16 protein-coding genes are annotated in these 19,151 nt (G+C 38.7%); 15 read left to right on the top strand and 1 reads right to left on the bottom strand.

The genetic code is table 11. The annotated features are described in order from the left end of the window. Positions 1–188: 188 nt before the first annotated feature. The 15 genes from MRY82_01355 to MRY82_01425 all read left to right on the top strand — a co-directional run bounded on the left by MRY82_01355 (position 189) and on the right by MRY82_01425 (position 17,417). Positions 189–1,106, top strand: a complete 918-nt coding sequence (locus MRY82_01355) for a PDZ domain-containing protein (protein ID MCI5071575.1) — start codon at positions 189–191, stop codon at positions 1,104–1,106. A 25-nt stretch (positions 1,107–1,131) separates the two neighbouring features. Next, positions 1,132–3,495 carry a type II secretion system secretin GspD gene (gene gspD / locus MRY82_01360; protein MCI5071576.1) on the top strand — a complete coding sequence of 788 codons (2,364 nt, stop codon included), beginning with the start codon at positions 1,132–1,134 and terminating at the stop codon, positions 3,493–3,495. Then, positions 3,492–5,348: a type II secretion system ATPase GspE gene (gene gspE / locus MRY82_01365; GenBank protein MCI5071577.1), complete on the top strand. Its 1,857-nt coding sequence runs from the start codon at positions 3,492–3,494 to the stop codon at positions 5,346–5,348. Before gspD ends, gspE begins: the two co-directional genes overlap by 4 nt. Beyond that, a complete protein-coding gene (gene gspF, locus MRY82_01370; protein ID MCI5071578.1) occupies positions 5,348–6,577 on the top strand; it encodes a type II secretion system inner membrane protein GspF in 1,230 nt (409 codons plus the stop codon). The genes gspE and gspF overlap by 1 nt, the downstream gene beginning before the upstream one ends. Positions 6,578–6,613: 36 nt before the next feature. Continuing rightward, positions 6,614–7,063, top strand: a complete 450-nt coding sequence (locus tag MRY82_01375) for a type II secretion system protein GspG (GenBank protein ID MCI5071579.1) — start codon at positions 6,614–6,616, stop codon at positions 7,061–7,063. 60 nt (positions 7,064–7,123) lie between these two features. Next, complete coding sequence (locus MRY82_01380) at positions 7,124–7,777, top strand: hypothetical protein (protein MCI5071580.1); 654 nt, start codon at positions 7,124–7,126, stop codon at positions 7,775–7,777. A gap of 43 nt (positions 7,778–7,820) precedes the next feature. Beyond that, a complete protein-coding gene (locus tag MRY82_01385; protein MCI5071581.1) occupies positions 7,821–8,558 on the top strand; it encodes a type II secretion system GspH family protein in 738 nt (245 codons plus the stop codon). Then, positions 8,555–9,304, top strand: a complete 750-nt coding sequence (locus MRY82_01390; protein ID MCI5071582.1) for a hypothetical protein — start codon at positions 8,555–8,557, stop codon at positions 9,302–9,304. Before MRY82_01385 ends, MRY82_01390 begins: the two co-directional genes overlap by 4 nt. Next, positions 9,205–10,590 (top strand): general secretion pathway protein GspK, encoded by a 1,386-nt coding sequence (locus MRY82_01395; GenBank protein MCI5071583.1) that lies wholly within the window; start codon positions 9,205–9,207, stop codon positions 10,588–10,590. Before MRY82_01390 ends, MRY82_01395 begins: the two co-directional genes overlap by 100 nt. A gap of 4 nt (positions 10,591–10,594) precedes the next feature. Next, on the top strand, positions 10,595–12,274 hold the full coding sequence (gene pilM, locus MRY82_01400; GenBank protein MCI5071584.1) for a pilus assembly protein PilM: 1,680 nt from the start codon (positions 10,595–10,597) through the stop codon (positions 12,272–12,274). Beyond that, a complete protein-coding gene (gene gspM / locus MRY82_01405; GenBank protein ID MCI5071585.1) occupies positions 12,271–12,867 on the top strand; it encodes a type II secretion system protein GspM in 597 nt (198 codons plus the stop codon). Before pilM ends, gspM begins: the two co-directional genes overlap by 4 nt. Next, entirely contained in the window at positions 12,864–13,790 is a 927-nt protein-coding gene (gene gspN, locus MRY82_01410; GenBank protein MCI5071586.1) for a type II secretion system protein GspN, read from the top strand. The genes gspM and gspN overlap by 4 nt, the downstream gene beginning before the upstream one ends. A 76-nt stretch (positions 13,791–13,866) precedes the next feature. After that, positions 13,867–14,649 carry a hypothetical protein gene (locus MRY82_01415; protein MCI5071587.1) on the top strand — a complete coding sequence of 261 codons (783 nt, stop codon included), beginning with the start codon at positions 13,867–13,869 and terminating at the stop codon, positions 14,647–14,649. Positions 14,650–14,731: 82 nt separating this feature from the next. Continuing rightward, on the top strand, positions 14,732–16,432 hold the full coding sequence (locus MRY82_01420; GenBank protein MCI5071588.1) for a TIGR02266 family protein: 1,701 nt from the start codon (positions 14,732–14,734) through the stop codon (positions 16,430–16,432). A gap of 142 nt (positions 16,433–16,574) precedes the next feature. Further along, on the top strand, positions 16,575–17,417 hold the full coding sequence (locus MRY82_01425) for a fibronectin type III domain-containing protein (protein MCI5071589.1): 843 nt from the start codon (positions 16,575–16,577) through the stop codon (positions 17,415–17,417). 32 nt (positions 17,418–17,449) lie between these two features. Here MRY82_01425 and MRY82_01430 read toward each other — a convergent pair whose 3' ends face one another. Then, positions 17,450–19,066, bottom strand: coding sequence for an OmpA family protein (locus tag MRY82_01430; protein MCI5071590.1), 1,617 nt, complete (start codon positions 19,064–19,066; stop codon positions 17,450–17,452). Between the last annotated feature and the right edge of the window lie 85 nt (positions 19,067–19,151).

Consider the following 19,151-nt stretch of genomic DNA (forward strand, 5'->3'; position numbering starts at 1 on the left):
TATGAGAAGCTCATAGCATATACAAACAATTAACGCAATACGCTATTGTCATTTTGGCAAAAGCCTATGATTTTGACAGGTCAAATCTTCCTTAGCTTTAAAAAAGTCTTTACTTTTCAACACCTTAAAGGCACTTAAATACCATGACCTCTGCTTTAAGACTTTATACAATATAAATAGAGAGAAAAATGAAAGCCGGCGTATTTATCATAGAACATTACCGTACCTTGACCAATTATTTTGGAACAGCCCTTGTTGCATGGTTGCTTTCTGCATTATTGGCACAAGTGGTTGCGATGTTTATTCCAACGACCACAGCCATTGTGTCGTCATCTGCACCCAAAAAACAAGCACTTACACCTTCTATATTTGCACAGCGAGAAACTGTGGATCGTTTTATGCAAATTTGTGAACGTAATATTTTTGACTCTGCCAAGCGTACGGCATGTACAGAGGAAGTTGCTGTCAATGAGCCTCAGTTTAATCCCAATGCCGCTCCAGTCAAAAGTGATATCAATGCTCAGCTTTTAGGAACCATGGTTTTAACTGGGTCCAGTTCTTATGCCAGCATTACCGTTAACGGTGAAAGTAAATCAAAAACCTATAAAGTGGGACAAACTTTTGCCGGTGAAGCAACCATTTATGAAATCCAGCGCAATAAAGTGTTTTTTAACCGTAAAGGCAAAAGAGAATACATCGAAGTAGCAAAGCTTCCACAGTTTTCTCGTGGTCCGGCAAGAAGTTCAAGGCCAAGCAGTCCTTCTAGCGCTGGCATTAAACGTGATGGGGATAAAATCACTTTGTCACGGTCTAAAGTTGAATCCACCCTCAATGACTTGAATAAAATTTTACAAGATGCACGCATGGTTCCAAGCTATAACAACGGCAAAGTTACCGGTTTTAAAATTTTTGCTATTCGTCGTGGCAGTATCTTTGACCAGCTGGGTTTAAAAAACGGCGATGAAATCCAACGCATCAACGGTACGCAGGTGGATAGTTTGGAAAAAGCTTTGCCCATGTTGCAAATGGTTAAAACCGAAAGCAATGTTGATATAGACATGGTGCGCAGGGGCAGTAAAAAAACTTTGGATATAACAATTCAGTAATGCGTTAAAAAGGATAATACTCACAATGAAACAAAGACGACCTCACTTATCAACCCTTTTTTCTTTAACATTTTTAAGTGTTACTGTTTTTGCCCAGTCTCCTTTACCGCCCTTAACTCAAGTACAAAATAGTACACAGAAATCTTCTGTCAAACAAATACCTCAAGCTCAACCAGCAGCAAAACCGCAAAATAAAGAAACTGATTCCGCCCGTCCAAAAGTTACCCCTACAAAAAAACCCGTAGCTCAAAAAAAAGACACCGGCGTTTTTAAAGTTACGGATAAAGGCAAAGTCAATTTAGATTTTGTTGATGCAGAGATTGCTGAAATAGCAAAATCAATAAGCGAACTCACTGAACGTAATTTTGTGTTTGATGAAAAAGTCCGCGGAAAAATAACCTTGGTGTCTCCAAGTCCGGTTTCAATAGATGAAGCCTACCAAGCTTTTATTTCTGCTTTAGAGGTTAAGAACTTCACTGTGGTTAAAGTTGGAAAGTTGTATAAAATTGTTCCCATCAGAGACATGAAAACTCAACCTCTACGCACAAGTTCACGCAAACCTTATGGTAACTATGATGAGTTCATTACTCGTCTTGTACCCATACAACACAGCAATGCTCAAGAACTGGTAAAATCTCTACGCGGCCTGGTTTCAAAAAATGGTGACCTGATTGCATATGCCCCAACCAACATGCTTATTTTAACTGATAATGTTGCCAACATTCAACGGATGCTAAAAATCATTAACCGTCTTGATCAAGAAGGTTTTCAAGAAAGTATTCAATTCATACCTTTAGAATATGCCGCCGCTCAAGATGTAGCTGAAAAAATAGAAAAGCTTTTTGATATTCAGGGCAGTAAAAAGGGTCCCTCCAATACACCCAATAGACCCAGCACGCCAAATAACGCCAACACTCCAAGCAACGATTTTTCTGGTGCTGAAGGCAGTCATTTTATTTCAAAAATTATTCCTGATGAACGCACAAACTCACTGATTGTGGTTGCCAACAAAGAAGGCATTAAGCGTATTAAAGATGTTATTGTGCAATTGGATCAAGCCATGCAAGACCTTGCTGGCAAAGGTCGTGTTCATGTTCATTACTTGCAGTATGCTGATGCCACGGAAATGGCTGAAATTCTTTCTGGCGTATCGAGCAACAGTGCTAATAATGATGACAATAGAAACTCGCGTTTACGGCGTCGTAACACGATTCTCTCTAGTCAGGCTTATCGCAACCCCAATATCAATAGAAATACAAATGATAATACTTCTGGTTCTCCTGTTCTTAGCGATGAAGTTCAGGTTACTGCTGATCCTTACACCAACGCCTTGGTCATTACCGCTTCACCAACAGACTATGAAAGTTTAATTCCTGTTATCAATAAGCTTGATATTCGTAGACCTCAAGCATTTGTAGAAGCCATGATATTAGAAGTCAACCTGGATAAAGCTTCTGAGTTTGGTTTAACTGGTCATGGTGGTGGTGACTTGGGCGGCGGCGCAAAAATCTTTGGTGCAACCACATTTGGTAGTAACAGTTCAGCATTCCCATCCACTGACCCAACTGCTTTACAAGGTTTTACCGCTTTATTGCAAGGTCCTACTTTTGACTTACCCTTGGCCGGCGGTGATATACTAACATTACCCGCTTATGGTGGTTTGTTCAAGATGCTGCAAAGCAATGGAACCATCAATGTCTTATCCACTCCCAATATTTTAACCCAAGATAATACTGAAGCCGAAATTGTTGTGGGTAGAGTTGTTCCGTTTATCACCGCACAAGGTAGAGATGTTAACAATCAGCCCATCAACCAAGTACAACGTGAAGATGTTGCAACAACCTTAAGAATTACACCACAAATTAACTCATCTGATGAGTTGACCTTAGAAATTTTTCAAGAAAGCCAAGACTTGGTTGCAGGTGCAAATGTTGAAACTTTTGGTCCAACCACATCCAAACGCTCAACCCAAACCACTGTTTTGGTTAAAGATGGGCAAACTGTGACCATTGGTGGTTTAATCAGTGATAAAATCAGTGACTCAGAAAGCAAGGTTCCGGTTTTGGGTGATATTCCTATCATTGGCTGGTTATTTAAAAACAGAACCAAGTCACGCAACAAAACCAGCTTGGTTTTATTTATAACGCCACATATTGTTCGCTACCCTGAAGATCTTGAGCGCATTACCATGGATAAAAATGATGAGCGTAAACGTTTCTTAAAACGCAATCGTATGGATGATCACCCTGACTTAAAATACAAAAAGTTAGAAGAAACCATTCGTATTAAAAATAAAAACAAAGAGAATACGCCATCTGCACCCATCACAGGTCCAAGCAATGACTTTTTTGATTCACAAAAAACAACCGCACTGAAGGTGAACTCATGAAAGACGAACGGACAAAAGCCAATAAAATAACCGTAGCCTCAGACTCAGAAGCCACGGAAATTTGGCAAGCTCCGCAGTTGGCTGAAGAAAAGATATCTTTAACTGACAATGGCTTTACTGCACCCACAGACGTGTCTTTTTTGGGCATGAGCTTGGGAGAAATTTTAACGCAAACAACATCCATGTCCCCAGAACAGTTGGCTGAAGCCATGGCGCAAGGACAAAATGAAGCTGCCTTGGTGGATTATCTGCTTAAAAAAAAGTGGATTACCTCCACGCAACTGATGCAAGCTCGCAGCTTGCAATTGAACATCCCTCTGATTGATGCAGAAAAACTTAAAGATTTAGACTCCCAGTTAATTGCAGATATTCCCATTAACTTTGCTAAAAAATTTACACTGGTTCCTGTTGATAAAACTGCCTTCGCTTACACCATTGCTATTTTTAGTCCAAAATCGATGGAAGCCTTGGAAGATCTAAAGTTGCTTTTACAAGCAGATATCAATCCGGTATTGGCTTGGAAAGATGATATTGTCAGTGCCATCAACTCAATTTACAACCAGGCCACCCGAGCCGATAATAACATTAACCAAGACTTGATTGATGATATTGAAGGTCAAAATTTGGCACAAATGAATTTGAGCGAAACTGAAGACCTTTTAGACAGTGAAGACGATGCGCCAATCATCCGCTTAGTCAATGCTTTACTGTTCCAAGGGGTGAAAGATGGTGCCAGTGATATTCACATAGAACCCGGTGAAAGAGATGTCTCTGTGCGCTTTAGAATAGATGGTGTACTCAATGAAATCATGCGTCCACCCCGCAAGGCTCACAATGCCATCAGCTCAAGGGTTAAAATTATGGCAGACCTTGATATTGCTGAACGCCGTATTCCACAAGATGGAAGGATTAAAATTAAAATTGGTGGTAGAGATGTGGATATTCGTGTTTCTACTTTACCCACATCCTTTGGTGAACGTATAGTTATGCGTTTGTTAGATACCTCTAATGTTTTATTGAATATAGAAGATCTGGGATTTACCAAACAGCAGCTAGAAATTATTAATCGAGTGGTTCATTTAAGTCATGGTATCTTTTTGGTTACCGGTCCTACAGGTTCTGGTAAAAGTACAACCTTGTATTCTTGTTTATCTCGTATCAATACACCGGGACGAAATATTATTACCGTTGAAGATCCTGTAGAGATTCAATTGGCAGGAATCAGTCAAATTCAAGTGAATGAAAAAGTAGATTTAACTTTTGCTGCTGGTTTACGTTCTATCTTGCGTCAGGATCCGGATGTGGTGATGATCGGGGAGATTCGGGATAAAGAGACGGCGGAAATTGCCATTAAAGCATCGATGACTGGTCACATGGTGTTTTCAACCTTACACACCAACGATGCCAGCACCACCGTTACCCGTTTAAAAGATATGGGTGTTGATACATTTAAAATAGCCGATGCCCTTGAAGCCGTTATGGCTCAACGTTTGGCAAGGAAACTGTGTAAAGAATGTAGAGAGCCCTATACCCCTACAGACATAGAGTTAAGGCAACTTAATGTTACCAGAGATAAACTTGAGGGCAAAACCATTTACCAAGCCAAAGGCTGTGCTAAGTGCAGTCAAACCGGCTACAAGGGGCGTACCGGTATTCATGAAATTTTACCCATTGATGATCATATTCAACCTTTAATTTTAAGTGGTGCTGACGGTGCCACCATTAAAAGAACAGCCATAGAACATGGAATGCTAACTTTACGTGAAGATGGTGCTTTAAAAGTCTTGGATGGCACCAGCAGCATTGATGAAATCTTACGTGTAACTCAAGATGAAATAGGATTTGATGACTGATGCCTTTGTTTGAATACCAAGCCATCAATGCCCAAGGCAAAACTATCAATGGCTATTTACAAGCCAATAATCGTAATGACTTGCGTGAAAAACTGCGTCGTGATGGCATGTTTTTATCAGATGCCAAAGAATCCAAAGCCAAAGATGAAAAAAGTGTTCCCGGTAATGTTAAAATCAAGTTGGGTGGAGGTAAACCCAAAACTGGGGATATTGCCCTGATGACCCGTCAACTCTCCACTTTGATTTCTTCAGGTATTCCTTTGGTTGAATCTATTCAAGCTTTGTCTGAACAAGTAGAAAATTTAAATTTAAAAAAAGCCCTCAGTGACATTAAAGAAAAAGTTAATGAAGGAAGCAGTATGGCGGATGCCATGCAACCGCATGTGCCTAACACATTTGATAAACTTTATGTCAACATGATTGGTGCCGGTGAAGTCTCAGGTGCTTTTGATCTTGTCTTGAATCGTTTGGCTGATTACACAGAAAACCAGGACAAACTTAAAGGTAAAGTCAGTTCAGCCTTGGCTTACCCTATTGCCATGGTGTGTATTGCTTTTTTAGCCGTCATTGTCATATTCACTTTTATTATTCCAAAATTGATTACGCTGTTCAATGACCTAGAACAAGCACTTCCTTTGCCCACTCAAATCTTGATTGCCTTGAGTAATATTTTTACCTCGTATTGGTATATTGCCCTGGGTGTGATTGTTGTCACTGTTTTTGGTATCCGAAAATACCTTTCAACCTACAAAGGCCGTTACAACTACCATCGTTTTCTTTTAAATATGCCACTTTTTGGCAAGCTGTTTAGAATGGTTTCTATTTCTAGGTTTGCCAGCACCTTATCAACTCTACTTTCTAGTGGTGTTCCTATTTTAACCGCCATGGACATTGTTAAAAATGTGATTAATAATTTAGTGCTGACTGAAGTGATTGATAAAGTACGCAACAACTTAAGGGAAGGAGATTCAATATCGGTTCCCTTAAAAAACTCTGGTGAGTTTCCACCCATGGTGACGCATATGATTTCTGTGGGAGAGAAAACCGGGGAACTAGAGGGGATGCTAGCAAAAATATCCCAAACCTATGAAATGCAAGTCGATCGCGCAGTTTCAACCATCACCTCATTGATAGAACCTCTGATGATGCTGGTCTTAATGCTGGGCATTGGCTTTATTGTGCTAGCTGTGATGTTACCCATGTTTAATATGAATCAGGCAATGGGCTAAAATTTTAACAACAACCAACGACAAAGGAGAAAAATAATGAAACAAAACAATAAACTTAAACTGTACAAGAAAAACGCTGGTTTTTCTTTGGTGGAATTGATGGCTGCAGTGGTGATCATTGCGCTCTTATCTGGACTGGCAGGACTTGGGGTTTCAAGAATGCTAAAAAGCTCTAGAATAAAAGCGGCTCAAAGTGAAATTTCTACTTTTAGCCAAGCTTTGGATATTTATGACATGGAATGCGGAGGCTATCCAGACACATTACAAGGCTTAATTGAAAAGCCTAGCAGTGGCTGTCCGGGCTTTCCTGATGGTGGTTTCTTAAATAAAAAAGAAATCAAGCTTGATCCATGGAAAAATGAATATCAATATGAAAAAAATGGAATCAATAACACCAGTGGTTTTGATTTATGGTCCATGGGACCGGATAAAGAAGATGGTACAGTTGATGATATTACCAACTGGGCCAGTGAGTCTTTAGACTAAACTTAAACTTGCTTAAACACTATACGGTTGAAACATACCGTATGGTGTTTACTCTTAACAATGTTATTAAACTATTCACATAAAAAAATATTTTCAGCATTCACACTCATTGAATTGATGTTTGTTATCGTCTTATTGGCTTTATTTGCTCGTTTGACTTTGCCCAAGTTCAATCAAATTACCCGCGGCAATTTAAGAAGCACTGCAACCAAGCTTTCTGGTTTTTTTAAAGCCGCCCATGACCGAGCCATCATGCGCAGTGAACATATTAGAATTTATTTTGATCTTGATGCCAACACCTACTGGGCCAGTGTATTTGTCCCCGTTGAAAAAATGCCTCTTTTGGATAGCTCCACGGATATTGATGATGCCATCTTAGCTTTTGAAAAGCTAGCAGAAGACAGCATTGGTGATAGTGAGCCAGAAAAACAGGAGGCTACTTTTGAAACCTTAAAAGAAAGAAACTTAAAAAAGTCAAAGCTCCCCAGTGGCTTACGCATTAAACATATCTATAAAGCATCTATTGGTAATGACCAAAACAATATCAATGATGTAGAAAATGAAGGCCGCATCTATTTAGATTTTTATCCCAATGGCTTTTCAACACAGTCTATTGTTTATTTAGAAAATGACTATGAAAATATTTATAGCATTATCATTCCTCCTATAGGCGGCCAAAGCCGCATTGAAAAAGGAGAGGTCAGTGTTTTTTAACAGAGCGCATGTAATTTTTGGCCAGATTCATAAAGCTGTACTTATGAAGAACAAGGCAAAGCCTTGTGATGAATTTAGTACAACTTATGTCGTTCACGGCACCCATTTGCGTTCGGATTCGGCACATGGTCTTTCCTCCTCTTTGTTAACAAAACTATTGAAAAAAAGAGGAGGCCAAACTGTTACTAAAGATTCCCCTTTAACAAAAAAAACTGCTGGGTTTAGTCTTGTTGAGGTTTTGGGGGCAATGATGATTTTATCCATTGCGCTTGTGGCTTTGATGGAAAATCAATCCAGTTCATTGCATTTAACAAAGAAGTCTCTACTCTTGGACCAAGCCACTTCTTTAGCTCAAGGAAAAATGGCTGAACTTACGGTTGAGGCCAACCGTAGAAGCTTATCTGAATTTCCTGATTCAGGTGAAGGTACTTTTGAAGATGAAGCTTTACAACGTTTTTCATGGCGCTATCAAACACAGCCCGTTGAAGCTCCAGACTTTGCTGCCATGGCTAAAGTAGCCATGGGAGAAGAAGGCGCCTCCACAGGTGAAGGCAGCGCTGGTCTGTTAGACGGTCCTCTTAAGAGTGTTACTGAGGCGTGGAGTAAAGCTCTATTAGAATTACGCGTTGAAATTCTGTGGAAAGAAGGCAACTCAGAAAAAAATTATGCTGTGGTCACCCATCTCATCGATGAACAAGCATCCAGTAATATTGCAGGCATGGTCAAAGGCATGAGCCAAGCTTTGGGTGGGGGTAATAATGAAGAAGGTGGGTTTCAATGATTAAAACCGGCCTTAATCCATTTTTTAAACAACGCGCTTTTACTGTTCTTGAACTTATGATGGGAGCCATCATTTTAGCTGTTATAGGTACCATTTGTTACTCAGCCCTATGGGGAACCTTTAGAACGCAGCAAACGGTTGATGAAAAATCCGACATTCAAGAGTTAGGCACTGCCGTTGTTAACAAAGTCAAAGTTGATCTTTCTCAAACCTTTCATGTTGAGGCTACTCGGCCTATTACACGATTTAAGGGTGAAGATAACGGTAATTTGGATAAAATAGACTTCACCGCCTTGGTTCATATGCCCAGCTCTGATGAAGCCAAGGAAAGTGATCAAGCCTTGGTTAGCTATCAAATTGTCCCTAACCCAGACAACTCACAACTCAATATTTTACAACGTCGCGAAGTACCTATTATTGCACCTCAAGACGATGCTGATTTAGCTCTAGCGGATTTTGTTGACGTTACAGATAAAGTAGTTGAATTTAGTCTTGAATATTTTGATGGAGAAAAACACATCCCTTCTTGGGACATCACTGCTGTTGCTCAAAGAAACAAACTGCCCCAGTTGATTAAAATCAAACTGGTCTTGCAAGATGATAAAGAACGTCAATACAGCTTCTTTAACACCGTAGACTTGCCCATGTGGCAAAATTTAAGCTTGGAAAAGAAAGCTACACCAACACCCGACCCAAACAATCCGAATCCGAATCCAAGTCCAACACCACAAGGAGGCACAGATTGATCCCTCCTTTAGATAAAATCAAGCGATTAAAAAATGGAATGCTGTTTTATAAGGCTTTCTTCGCAAAGGGGAAAGCCAATAAAAACCACGTTTTTTATTGGTTTGGGGAAAAGCGTTTTTCCCCTAAAAAAACCAGAGGTTCGGTGGCTTTGACCATGGTTCTGATGATCATTGCAATCATCACCACCTTGGCCATTGAAATATCTTATCGTTCACAAGTCAGCGCCAGCTTGGTTGTCAATAAGCGTGATTATATTAAAGCTTATGAGCTAGCAAAAGCAGGGTTTAGATGGTCTCTTATGCGCTTAAGTTTAGATACGGCTTTGGACCAAATCCCTGCCATACCAGGAACCAACTTTGGTGGTAAAAAAGATGACCTGAGTGAAATGCAATGGGCAATGCCTTTACCTTACCCCTTGCCTATTGGAAGCAGTTTGTTGGAAAAAAGCCCTGAACAACTCAGTCAAGAACTAGGTGGAAGTTTTGTTTCTAACATTTATGATGAAAGCGCAAAAATTAACCTTAACGATGTGGGCTCTGGTGGCCCTGGGACGCAGAAAAGATGGTCCGGGACCTCTGAAGTTTTAGAAAATTTGCTCTTATCTCACCGTTTCAAACGGTTTAATAAAGATAAAGATCATAGAGAGTTGTTATGGGCTATTGAAGACTGGGTGGACGATGACAGTAAAGTCAATCATATGTCTGGCGGGATAGAAGATGCCCAATACATGTTGGATAATATTCCCAATTTCCATGTTAAAAATGGACCGTTTTACACTGTCGATGAAGTTAAATTGCTCAAACCCATGACTCAAGAGTTGTTTGAAGAAATAAAACCCTTTATTACTGTTTATCCTTTTAATGCCAAACTTCCCAAACTCTCTACCCAGCAAGTAACGCCTTTGGGTAAAATTAATATCAATACCGCCCCTTTAGAACTGATTGCAGCTTTGTTTAATAGACAAGCCTTACCCAACCTCAAAGCCCGTTTAGAGTGTGCTCAACTGGTTACTCAAGCTAGAGAGCTGCAAGCGTTTAGAAGTATTGGCCAAGGAGACGGTGGCTTTATTGCTTTTCTTAATTCACAATGTGGTGGTGCAGAAAGCCAGCAAGAAGGCCAATTCCCTATCATATCCAATATTGTTAAAGGTATTTTAGATATTCGTTCAGATTATTTCAGAATAGAAGCACAAGCCTCTGTAGGTAAAATAACCACCACCATTGATGCTGTAGTTTCAAGAAAAGATTCAAAAAAACCACAAATCATGTATTGGAGAGTAAGGTAAACGTATGGCAGAAAAAATTTTAGGCTTGGATATAGGAACATTTTCAATCAAAGCAGCTTTGTTTGAATCTTCTTTTACCCAGAGCGAACTAATCAATGTTTACGAAAGTGCCCCTCTGAATATTGGTGAGCATGATAGTCATGAACAGTTGGTTGCAAAACAAGTGGCCGCCATAGGACAACTCATTAAAGATAATGAAATTGATTTTAAAACCGTTATCAGCTCTATTCCATCAACCCAAGTCAGCTTTAAACCCATGGTTCTTCCTTTAAGCAAAACTCAAATTGAAAAAATTCTACCTTTTGAAATGGAAAATTTTTTACCGTTTCCCATTGATGAAATGACCTTTGATCATGATTTAATCAAGTTTGAAAAACCCAACTCACATATACTGGCCACTGCAGTAAAAAATCAATACATTCAAGAACATTTGGATTTACTGCAACAAGCCAATATAGATCCAGCCATTGTGACAACAGATGCCTGTGATTTAAACAATGCGCTTATGTTTAATCCTGAGCAAAATTTACCAGAGCATTATGGAATTTTACATTTAGGACATCGCTTTAGTTATTTGGTATTCATTTATAACGGAAAAGTTCAGCATATACGCAGTCAGTTTTTTGGTGGAGCCCATTTAACAGAAGCTATTCGTAAAAATCTTGATCTTACTTTGGAACAAGCTGTTGAAGTTAAACACTCTCACGGTGTGCTTGAGTTACCTTCAAACCCTTTAAGAAGTGAGGATTTAAAAAAACTATCTGAAACCTTACACACTGCCTTTAGTAACCCTCTTAATCAAATTAAACAAAACATTGGTCTTTACCGGGCATCAACAGAATTTGAACAAGCCCTAGAAAAAATTTATCTTACTGGTGGCACGAGCCAATTAAAAAACCTTCCTGCATGGTTTTCTAATCAGTTGAACTTACCCTGTGAACCTTTGGGCGCTATCCCCCAAGACCATGCATTTAAAAATCAACTGCAAGATAAAGAAGCAAGTTTAAACTTATCGATTGGCCTGGGTCTAAGAGCGGCAGGTAAAGGTAAGCAGTTACAAAAAATGTCTCACATTGATTTAAGAAAAGGAGACTTCGCTTTTGCCAAAGATTTATCGGATATCAATAAAATAGCACTATTTTTTGGGCAATGGATTACTGTTATTTTCGTGGTTGCTTTGCTGTTTCAGTCTGTACGTTTTGTTCAACTGCGAACACAATACGCTCAATCAGAAAAAGTTGTTCTCAAAAAATTCTCGAGTATTTTACCCAAAGTAAAACGTAAACCCAATAACTCTCAGACTGCACTAAGAACCTTAAAAAAAGAAGTTAAGCGCTATGAGGAAAAACAAAAAATTCTTACTGCTGGTTTAGGAGAAGAAACAGCTTTAAGTGTTTTAAAAACCATATCAGATGTTATCTCTCCTGATATTAGTATTGACGTCAAAGAACTCTCCATCGATAACAATAAAGTCACTCTCAATGCCTTAACAACCAGCTTTGAGAATGTGGATAAAATTGTTAGCAGTCTTAAAGAGCATAAAACATTTAGCACTATTGATCTTGGCGACAGAAAAGAAGACAGTGCGGGTAAGGTCAACTTCACATTAACCATAACCATTGAAAGTGAAGAAGAAAAAGCAGATTCGGAACGCAAGAAATCTAACCGAAGGAGACGCAGATGAGTAAGCTTAACTTTTCTAAAGAATCTTTTTCTCAAATTATTGAACAAATAGAAACTTTAAAATCTTACTATCATCGCCTTTCCGATCGTGAACGTTATATTGTTCTTGGCTCGGCTATGGTAGGTTACATTTTATTTTTATTTTTGTTTTACATGCTGGTTGCCAGCACTGTGTCATCTGTTCAAAGTAAAATTGATCTCAACAAAAAAAACTTGGTACAAATAGAAGAACTTAGAACCCGCTTACAGAGTTCCAAAACTGCTGTTGATGATATTGAGCAAAGAATCAGAAGAACTGAAGTTGGTTTTCAATTGGCCACTGAACTTGAACGCATAGCTGGAAAGTATGGCGTTAATATTGATACTCTCAGTGATCGTCCTGGACAACCCAATGACTTGTACAATGAAATTCAATCTACCATTAAAGTTAGCAGCATTGATTTAAAAACATTGATCCATTTTTTATACGATATTGAACATGGCAATAAATTGATCCGTATCTCTTCTTTACAAATCAAACCCAACTTTAAGGAACCTTCGCAACTTAATGTAAGCTTTGTGGTATCAACCTTTAAACTTAAGGCTTCATCATGAAAAACTTTTTAACACAATTGCTTTCTGTTTTTCCCAGCAAGGAAGCGCTAAGGCAAAATCGTCAATATCTGGTATTGGGTTTAATTGTTTTTTGTATTGGTTTCATCTGGCATTTCCCAGCACAAGGGATTCTTAACAATCTCATTAAAACTGTAGAAAAACAAACCGGTGTCTCTATTCAAGCGGATGACTTAAGTTTGGCTTTTCCTATTGGTGTAAAAGCAAAAAATGTGCATGTGACCAATATCCCAGTGCCTGCACTTGCACAAACTGGGGTTAAACTTGAAACACTTTCTATTAAAATCTCTCCTTTAAGCCTCATAACATACCCTTTAAAAAAATCTGGCTCAGTCAGTGTTTATGGCAAACAAAAAAGAATGTCTTTTAAAACCAAGTTGAGTGCAAACAAAGATATTGTTAAAGCCAAAGGCAGTGCCAGAGGCTTACAAATGGATCATGATTTATTTATCCCCAGTGCCGGTGCAAAAATGGCCATCCAAGGCCAACTTGCAACAGAGTTTAACTTTTTAAGTAATATTGCCGCCCTCCAAAAAAATGATTTCTCATCTTTAGAAGGAACACTTAAAACTACCCTTAAACAAGCCACCATCAGTCCCCCCTTGATGAGTCCTATTAAATTTGATCAAGTGAAATTGGATACTGCTACTGAAAAATCAAAAGCCGTCATAAAATCTATAAAAATGGATGGCCCCATGATATCAGGATCTATCAATGGTTATGTTGACTTACGGCCAGTTATAGACCGCAGCATCACCAACCTTGATGGAAAAATACAAATTGGTAAGGAAGGTCAATCTTTAAAAAGCATGTTACAAATTGCTGGCATAAAGTTTGATGCTTCTGGCAAAGGGGCTTTTAAAATTAATGGGCCCCTCAATGCTATCATTGTTAAAAGTTATTGAATGATTTTTGGCCTCTATCGACGTCTGCATCACTACAAAAATAATATTGGCATTATTTTTGCTGTTTTATAGCCTAATGTTTAAAAAAAGATTTATTTTTACCCGTTTTTTTATTGTATTTCTATGCATTTATAGCGTTGCAAAAGCTCAAGAGCGCTTAATCACTGAATTCTACTGTACCGATGTTGTCGCAGCATCCTTTTCATGTAAAGTCCCCAGTGAAATTTCTATAGAAAAGTATTCCTTAGTAAGACAAGCATTTACCGAAATTTTTTATTCAGATTCAGCTTTTGAATTTTCCAATCTGAAAAAATTGAAACCATCACCATTCATTTTCCTTCCTGCGCATCAGGCACTTAAATCTGGGGTCAAACCTTTTTCAATAACGTTCTCTTCCTTTGAGGCTTATATCTCTTCTGATTATTCTGATTACAGGTTACCCAACACGACATTTTTATTCAATAAAACGCCCTTGCCTCCATGTTATACCTTAAATAGATTTGGAAAATATGAATTGGGAACTTTAAAAAAAATAACCCCCACAGAGGATCTTATCACTCTTGAAAATACAGTTTTATTTGAACTATCAAAAAATCTTATCCCGCGGTGTAAGAAGCATGATCAAAATCTTAATTTATTGATTAATACTTTGGATAACCTCTACAGCACCTACGAGAATATATGCCAAAAAGCAGGGGGTAAGTTCACTAGCCTTTCAAACAATAAAAATATCAGCAATAAATATGGTGCGCATGAGAGTGTAGCTCCAGATGATAGGCCTTTTTACCTTGGAATCATGGCAAAATGGATTGATCCACAATATGAAAACTATCGATGTGTTTTAGGTCCCCGAGCATAACTTCTTAATTTTTTTTAATTAATACAGACAAGTCCTTTATAATATTGCGCTTTTTTTGGTTTTATCTTATGCTAATGGCCGTATGAGTGCTGATAAAAGATCTTCCAATAGAGTTCCTTTAAATACCAAAGTTCACTTGGAGTTTGAAAAGTTTAGTGGATTTGTTTCTGAGTTTTCACACAATATTTCTCCTGGAGGAATGTTTATCAAAACCCCCAACCCCCTTCCTATAGGAAGCATTGTCAGCTTTGAATTTAAACTGAAAGATTCTTTTCAACTGATTCAAGGCTTGGGTGAAGTGACTTGGATTCGTTCCAATATGATTTCTCCTGATGAACCTGCAGGCATGGGTGTACGCTTTAGAGAAATTTCCGATCGCAGCCGTGATTTAATTAAGGCTATTGTTACCCAGACTAAGAGTCAGGGCGATAAACCCTTTGACATTGACGATCAACCCGATGCCGTTACATCAACAATCTCTGCACAAGATGCCAAAGAAGTCTATGGTTCAGAACCTTTAAAAGATGCTTTAAGTTCAGTACCCTCTTCAAGTGATACAACACAAGCTCAACCCAACAATACCCGCAATGCAATTGATAATTTAGATGCACACCTTATTGATAATACCGTGTCCAACCCACACTTGAATACCAATAATAATGAGCTTGACCCATCACAAGCAACACATACCGCATTGTTTGATAGCCAAGATCAAAATTTAAACCTAAATGATTTAGAAGAAGATCCTTTAACCAGTCCTGACGATGAACATACCTTTGCAAGTATGCAAGACTCTGTTTTGTCTGATAGCGGCTCAGGACTCAGCGACAGCTTTGAGCTTTCTTTGGATGAAGAAATGAATGACCCAGATCTAGATAACGCTGATAACACGGCCAAGCCATCTAAATCTGAAAAAAATTCTTCTAGCTTTGGTGTTAAAGTTTTTTTGAGTTTAATTTTTGTTTCACTGCTGGCCAGTGCTTATTTGCTCAAAGACTTGTATTTACCCACTTTACAAAACGTTCCTTTTATTGCCCAATTTTTGCCTGCGCCTGAATCAAAAACCCCTATTTCTGTACAGACACCTTCTGTAGAAGAAAAAATTCAAGCCCTTACCAAAAATGAAACCCCGGTTGAAGAAATCAATCCCAGTGACAATTCAACGGCTGTCAGTCAGTCAAATGCATCCAGTCAAGAAGGTGACTCTAAACAAGCTGAGGCAAACACTGAAAAAAATCAGATCGATGAGACCAAACAGGCAAAAAATTCACCGATGAACAATACTCCTAAGCAAACAACGCCAACTAGGCAAAAAACAAGCGCTACTAAACTTTCTCAATCAGAAACAACCCTCTCTTCAGAAAGCCAAAAAACAACCTCTGCATCATCTTCTTTAGCTTCCGCTCAAGCAAAACAATCAAACCTTGATTCAAACTTGCTTAAAGTAAAAAATTTAACTTGGACGGTTGATAAAGACGACTGGGTTCTGGTTGTTGAAACGGATAAAAATATGGACAAAAGCAACATTGTTCATAGCTCACTGAGAAATGGGCCTGCTAGAGAATTGATTATTTTAAAAGGTATGCAAAAAAGTTTTTCTAATCGTACTATACCGGTTGAACAAACCGGTGTTTATCGGATTAGAACGGGGTACCATGCAGATAAAGACCCTGCCCAACTGCATATTGTTATTGATATTCTTAATCCTGAAATCAAGATGAAAAAAACCCAAGCATTGGGCAATATTGTTAAAATATTCTTTGGTGTCCCCACTGAGCCATAAAACGGCAGCCCAGAATAGCTACTTTATACTTTATTTTCAATAGCTTATGCTTGTTTTTTTTGGCATGCTTTTTGTTATATATATTGGTATGTTAAAAACAAAAATAAATATTTCGTTTTTTCTATTATCTGGCATGAGCATCATGGGACTTTTACTTGTTCAAAGTTGTGGGCGAGAGTTGACTTATTCAGGTACGCCTTTTGATATACACAGCCAAAATGGTGCTGACCTTGATTTGGATAACATTGCTGACCTAGAAGACAATTGTCCCACCGTATACAATCCCAACCAAGTAGACTCCAATTACGATGGCTTGGGAGATGCCTGCACACCTGCAGCTGAATTAAGTGATCCATTGCTCAGCATCGTTGAAGAACAGTCTAGCCTTCAATCCATTCTTTTAACTTGGACAAATAATAATTCTAATGTGAGCTACATTTTAAAACGTAAAATCAATGACAACAGTTATGCTGTGGTTGGAGAGTTTGATGGTCAGACCCATGAATTTACCGATTATAACCTTGTTCCAGGGCAAAGCTATACCTATAGAATTGAAGTGCATCGTGAAGGTAATTTCAGACTTTCAAACCGTGTAGAATTTGAGGTTAGCAACAGTGGCGATTTACTGTTTACACCTCAAACCCCAAGCAATCTATCTGTTGATTTTATTTATGTTGGTGATGAATGTTACCCACGTTTTCACTGGTACGATAACTCTGATGATGAGCTCGCTTTTGCATTGTTTGGTTCTGTTTTAACCATGAGCGCTATCAATTACAGCGATGAGATCTGGGAAACCTATCAAACCAATGCACAAGAAATGACAAGTACAGGCTGGCGATCATACACATTTATTGGAAACATTCCGCTTGTTGTTAATGAAGATATCAGCAACATCATTACCATGGAAATTGCAGCTTGCAACAGTGACGGATGCTCCGATACCAGTCCTACATTAAGAGTTGAAAATGGCTCTTGCCAATAAGCAATAGTTTATTCATACTGTGGTTACTTCTTTTAATCTTTAGCTGGATCAGATTTAACCACGGTAAACTCTACACGTCTGTTCTTTGCTCTTCCTTCAGCTGTTGTATTGGTTTCTATCGGCTGGGTTTCTCCTAAACCAATGGCGGTAAGACGGCTGGCTTCAATACCGGCAGCCAGCAAAAAAGATTGAACACTCATGGCCCGTTGCTGAGAAAGTTTTAAGTTTAAAGCGTCTGAGCCCACGCTATCGGTATGAGCTTCTATACGTAAAAGCCTAATTTGTGGATACTTTTTCATGATTCCTGCAACTTCATTCAAGGCCTTATAAGAGATGGGCCTGATGGTTGCCTTACCGGAATTGAATTGTATCCTGCCCAGAAAATCAATCTTATTGCCCAGCATCGGTGGCGGAGTATCGTTTTCTTTTTTTAGGGTTAAGGTATGACTGTGCCGCTTGCGTAATTTTAATTGCAGCTTTTTTTCTATGGGTTCATAACCTTTTTTATACACCCTTAAGGTATAAAAGCCTGGAGCAGTATTTTTTCTCCAACTTGTTCCTGAATATTTTTGAACCACTTCACCTTGTTCATTCACCAAGTCCATATCAACCATGGCTAATTTTTTATCTTGATCTCTAACCACAACATACAGTTGTGAAATTTGTTCAGGCGCCTTAAGCTTTGGTTTTTTTGGCACCGGTGTAGGTTCAACTGGCTTTTGGGGCGAGGGGGTTTCAAGCTTGGGTTGTTTTTGCTGCACTTCGCGATCACCCAAATAAGAAATGCCTGCAAAGGCCCTGTAATCTGGGCTTGCATATGCTTGACTTAGGCCTTTGCCGCCGCCAAAAACCAAAGAGAGTTTTTGCTTAAACAAACGAATACGCAGTCCTGTCAAGGCTTCTAAAGGCATGATTTCTTGTTGAGAAAAAAGTTCATTCATATTGCTCGCGCCCCTTGCTTCAACAAAAATATCCATACTTTTTGCTTGATCTAGATGATAGGTATAAGCCAAAGCGTACAACAATGCATGACTGACAGTCAGAGAACTGCCTAAAATAGATTCATCATCAAAACGATACTGTCCACCCAAATTAAGACCAAGGTAATGTCGATCCTGAATTTCTTTATCTACTGCTAGGTAAGCTCCCAAGGTGGGTGCAGCATCATTAAACTGATCTAAACGATTGACATCCAGGGGTAAGGTAAGAAAAGGAACCAGCGCAAGACCTACCCCATTTTGTTTTTCTAAAAAACGAAGCGTTGCATGCAGATACAAATCCCCCAAAGATGGTCCAGTATCTTTACTAAGATTATTAAAATCATTCACTTCACCTGCAACATTAATGGGCAAGACAACACCAAAGGATAACCAATCAAAGAAACCTAAATTAAAATAACTATCAATGACGCCAAAGTTTTTTACTGCATCCTGGTTGGTAATATTAAATCGTTCAAAATCAATGGGATTGCTAACATATTGATAAACACTGCCTACTTCAAAGGTTCCTGCCTTAGGGGTTTGGGTTCCATGTAGAGAAAAAGCTCCATACTGATCACCAGTTGGTCTTAAGAGATGTGTATTCAATGCAAACGCCAAAGAACCCCAAGTAAAACTTACGATCAATAAAATGTTTTTAACTAATCTCATACAATGTTCCTTACTAAAAAACGGATTGCCTGCTCTAACATAAAATATATTGCTCTATGACTCAATGCCGATGAGAACTATACTA

This window comes from bacterium, from assembly GCA_022763185.1.
In the GTDB taxonomy this organism is placed as follows: Bacteria; Bdellovibrionota_G; JALEGL01; order JALEGL01; family JALEGL01; genus JALEGL01.

Bases quoted from the DNA above. Each gene is read 5' to 3' on its own strand.
- MRY82_01380 (MCI5071580.1), top strand. From the start codon at position 7,124: ATGTTATTAAACTATTCACATAAAAAAATATTTTCAGCATTCACACTC.
- MRY82_01430 (MCI5071590.1), bottom strand. From the start codon at position 19,066: ATGAGATTAGTTAAAAACATTTTATTGATCGTAAGTTTTACTTGGGGT.
- gspD (MCI5071576.1), top strand. From the start codon at position 1,132: ATGAAACAAAGACGACCTCACTTATCAACCCTTTTTTCTTTAACATTT.
- gspN (MCI5071586.1), top strand. From the start codon at position 12,864: ATGAAAAACTTTTTAACACAATTGCTTTCTGTTTTTCCCAGCAAGGAA.
- gspE (MCI5071577.1), top strand. From the start codon at position 3,492: ATGAAAGACGAACGGACAAAAGCCAATAAAATAACCGTAGCCTCAGAC.
- gspM (MCI5071585.1), top strand. From the start codon at position 12,271: ATGAGTAAGCTTAACTTTTCTAAAGAATCTTTTTCTCAAATTATTGAA.
- MRY82_01375 (MCI5071579.1), top strand. From the start codon at position 6,614: ATGAAACAAAACAATAAACTTAAACTGTACAAGAAAAACGCTGGTTTT.
- MRY82_01355 (MCI5071575.1), top strand. From the start codon at position 189: ATGAAAGCCGGCGTATTTATCATAGAACATTACCGTACCTTGACCAAT.
- MRY82_01420 (MCI5071588.1), top strand. From the start codon at position 14,732: ATGAGTGCTGATAAAAGATCTTCCAATAGAGTTCCTTTAAATACCAAA.
- MRY82_01390 (MCI5071582.1), top strand. From the start codon at position 8,555: ATGATTAAAACCGGCCTTAATCCATTTTTTAAACAACGCGCTTTTACT.
- MRY82_01415 (MCI5071587.1), top strand. From the start codon at position 13,867: ATGTTTAAAAAAAGATTTATTTTTACCCGTTTTTTTATTGTATTTCTA.
- pilM (MCI5071584.1), top strand. From the start codon at position 10,595: ATGGCAGAAAAAATTTTAGGCTTGGATATAGGAACATTTTCAATCAAA.
- MRY82_01425 (MCI5071589.1), top strand. From the start codon at position 16,575: ATGGGACTTTTACTTGTTCAAAGTTGTGGGCGAGAGTTGACTTATTCA.
- MRY82_01385 (MCI5071581.1), top strand. From the start codon at position 7,821: ATGAAGAACAAGGCAAAGCCTTGTGATGAATTTAGTACAACTTATGTC.
- gspF (MCI5071578.1), top strand. From the start codon at position 5,348: ATGCCTTTGTTTGAATACCAAGCCATCAATGCCCAAGGCAAAACTATC.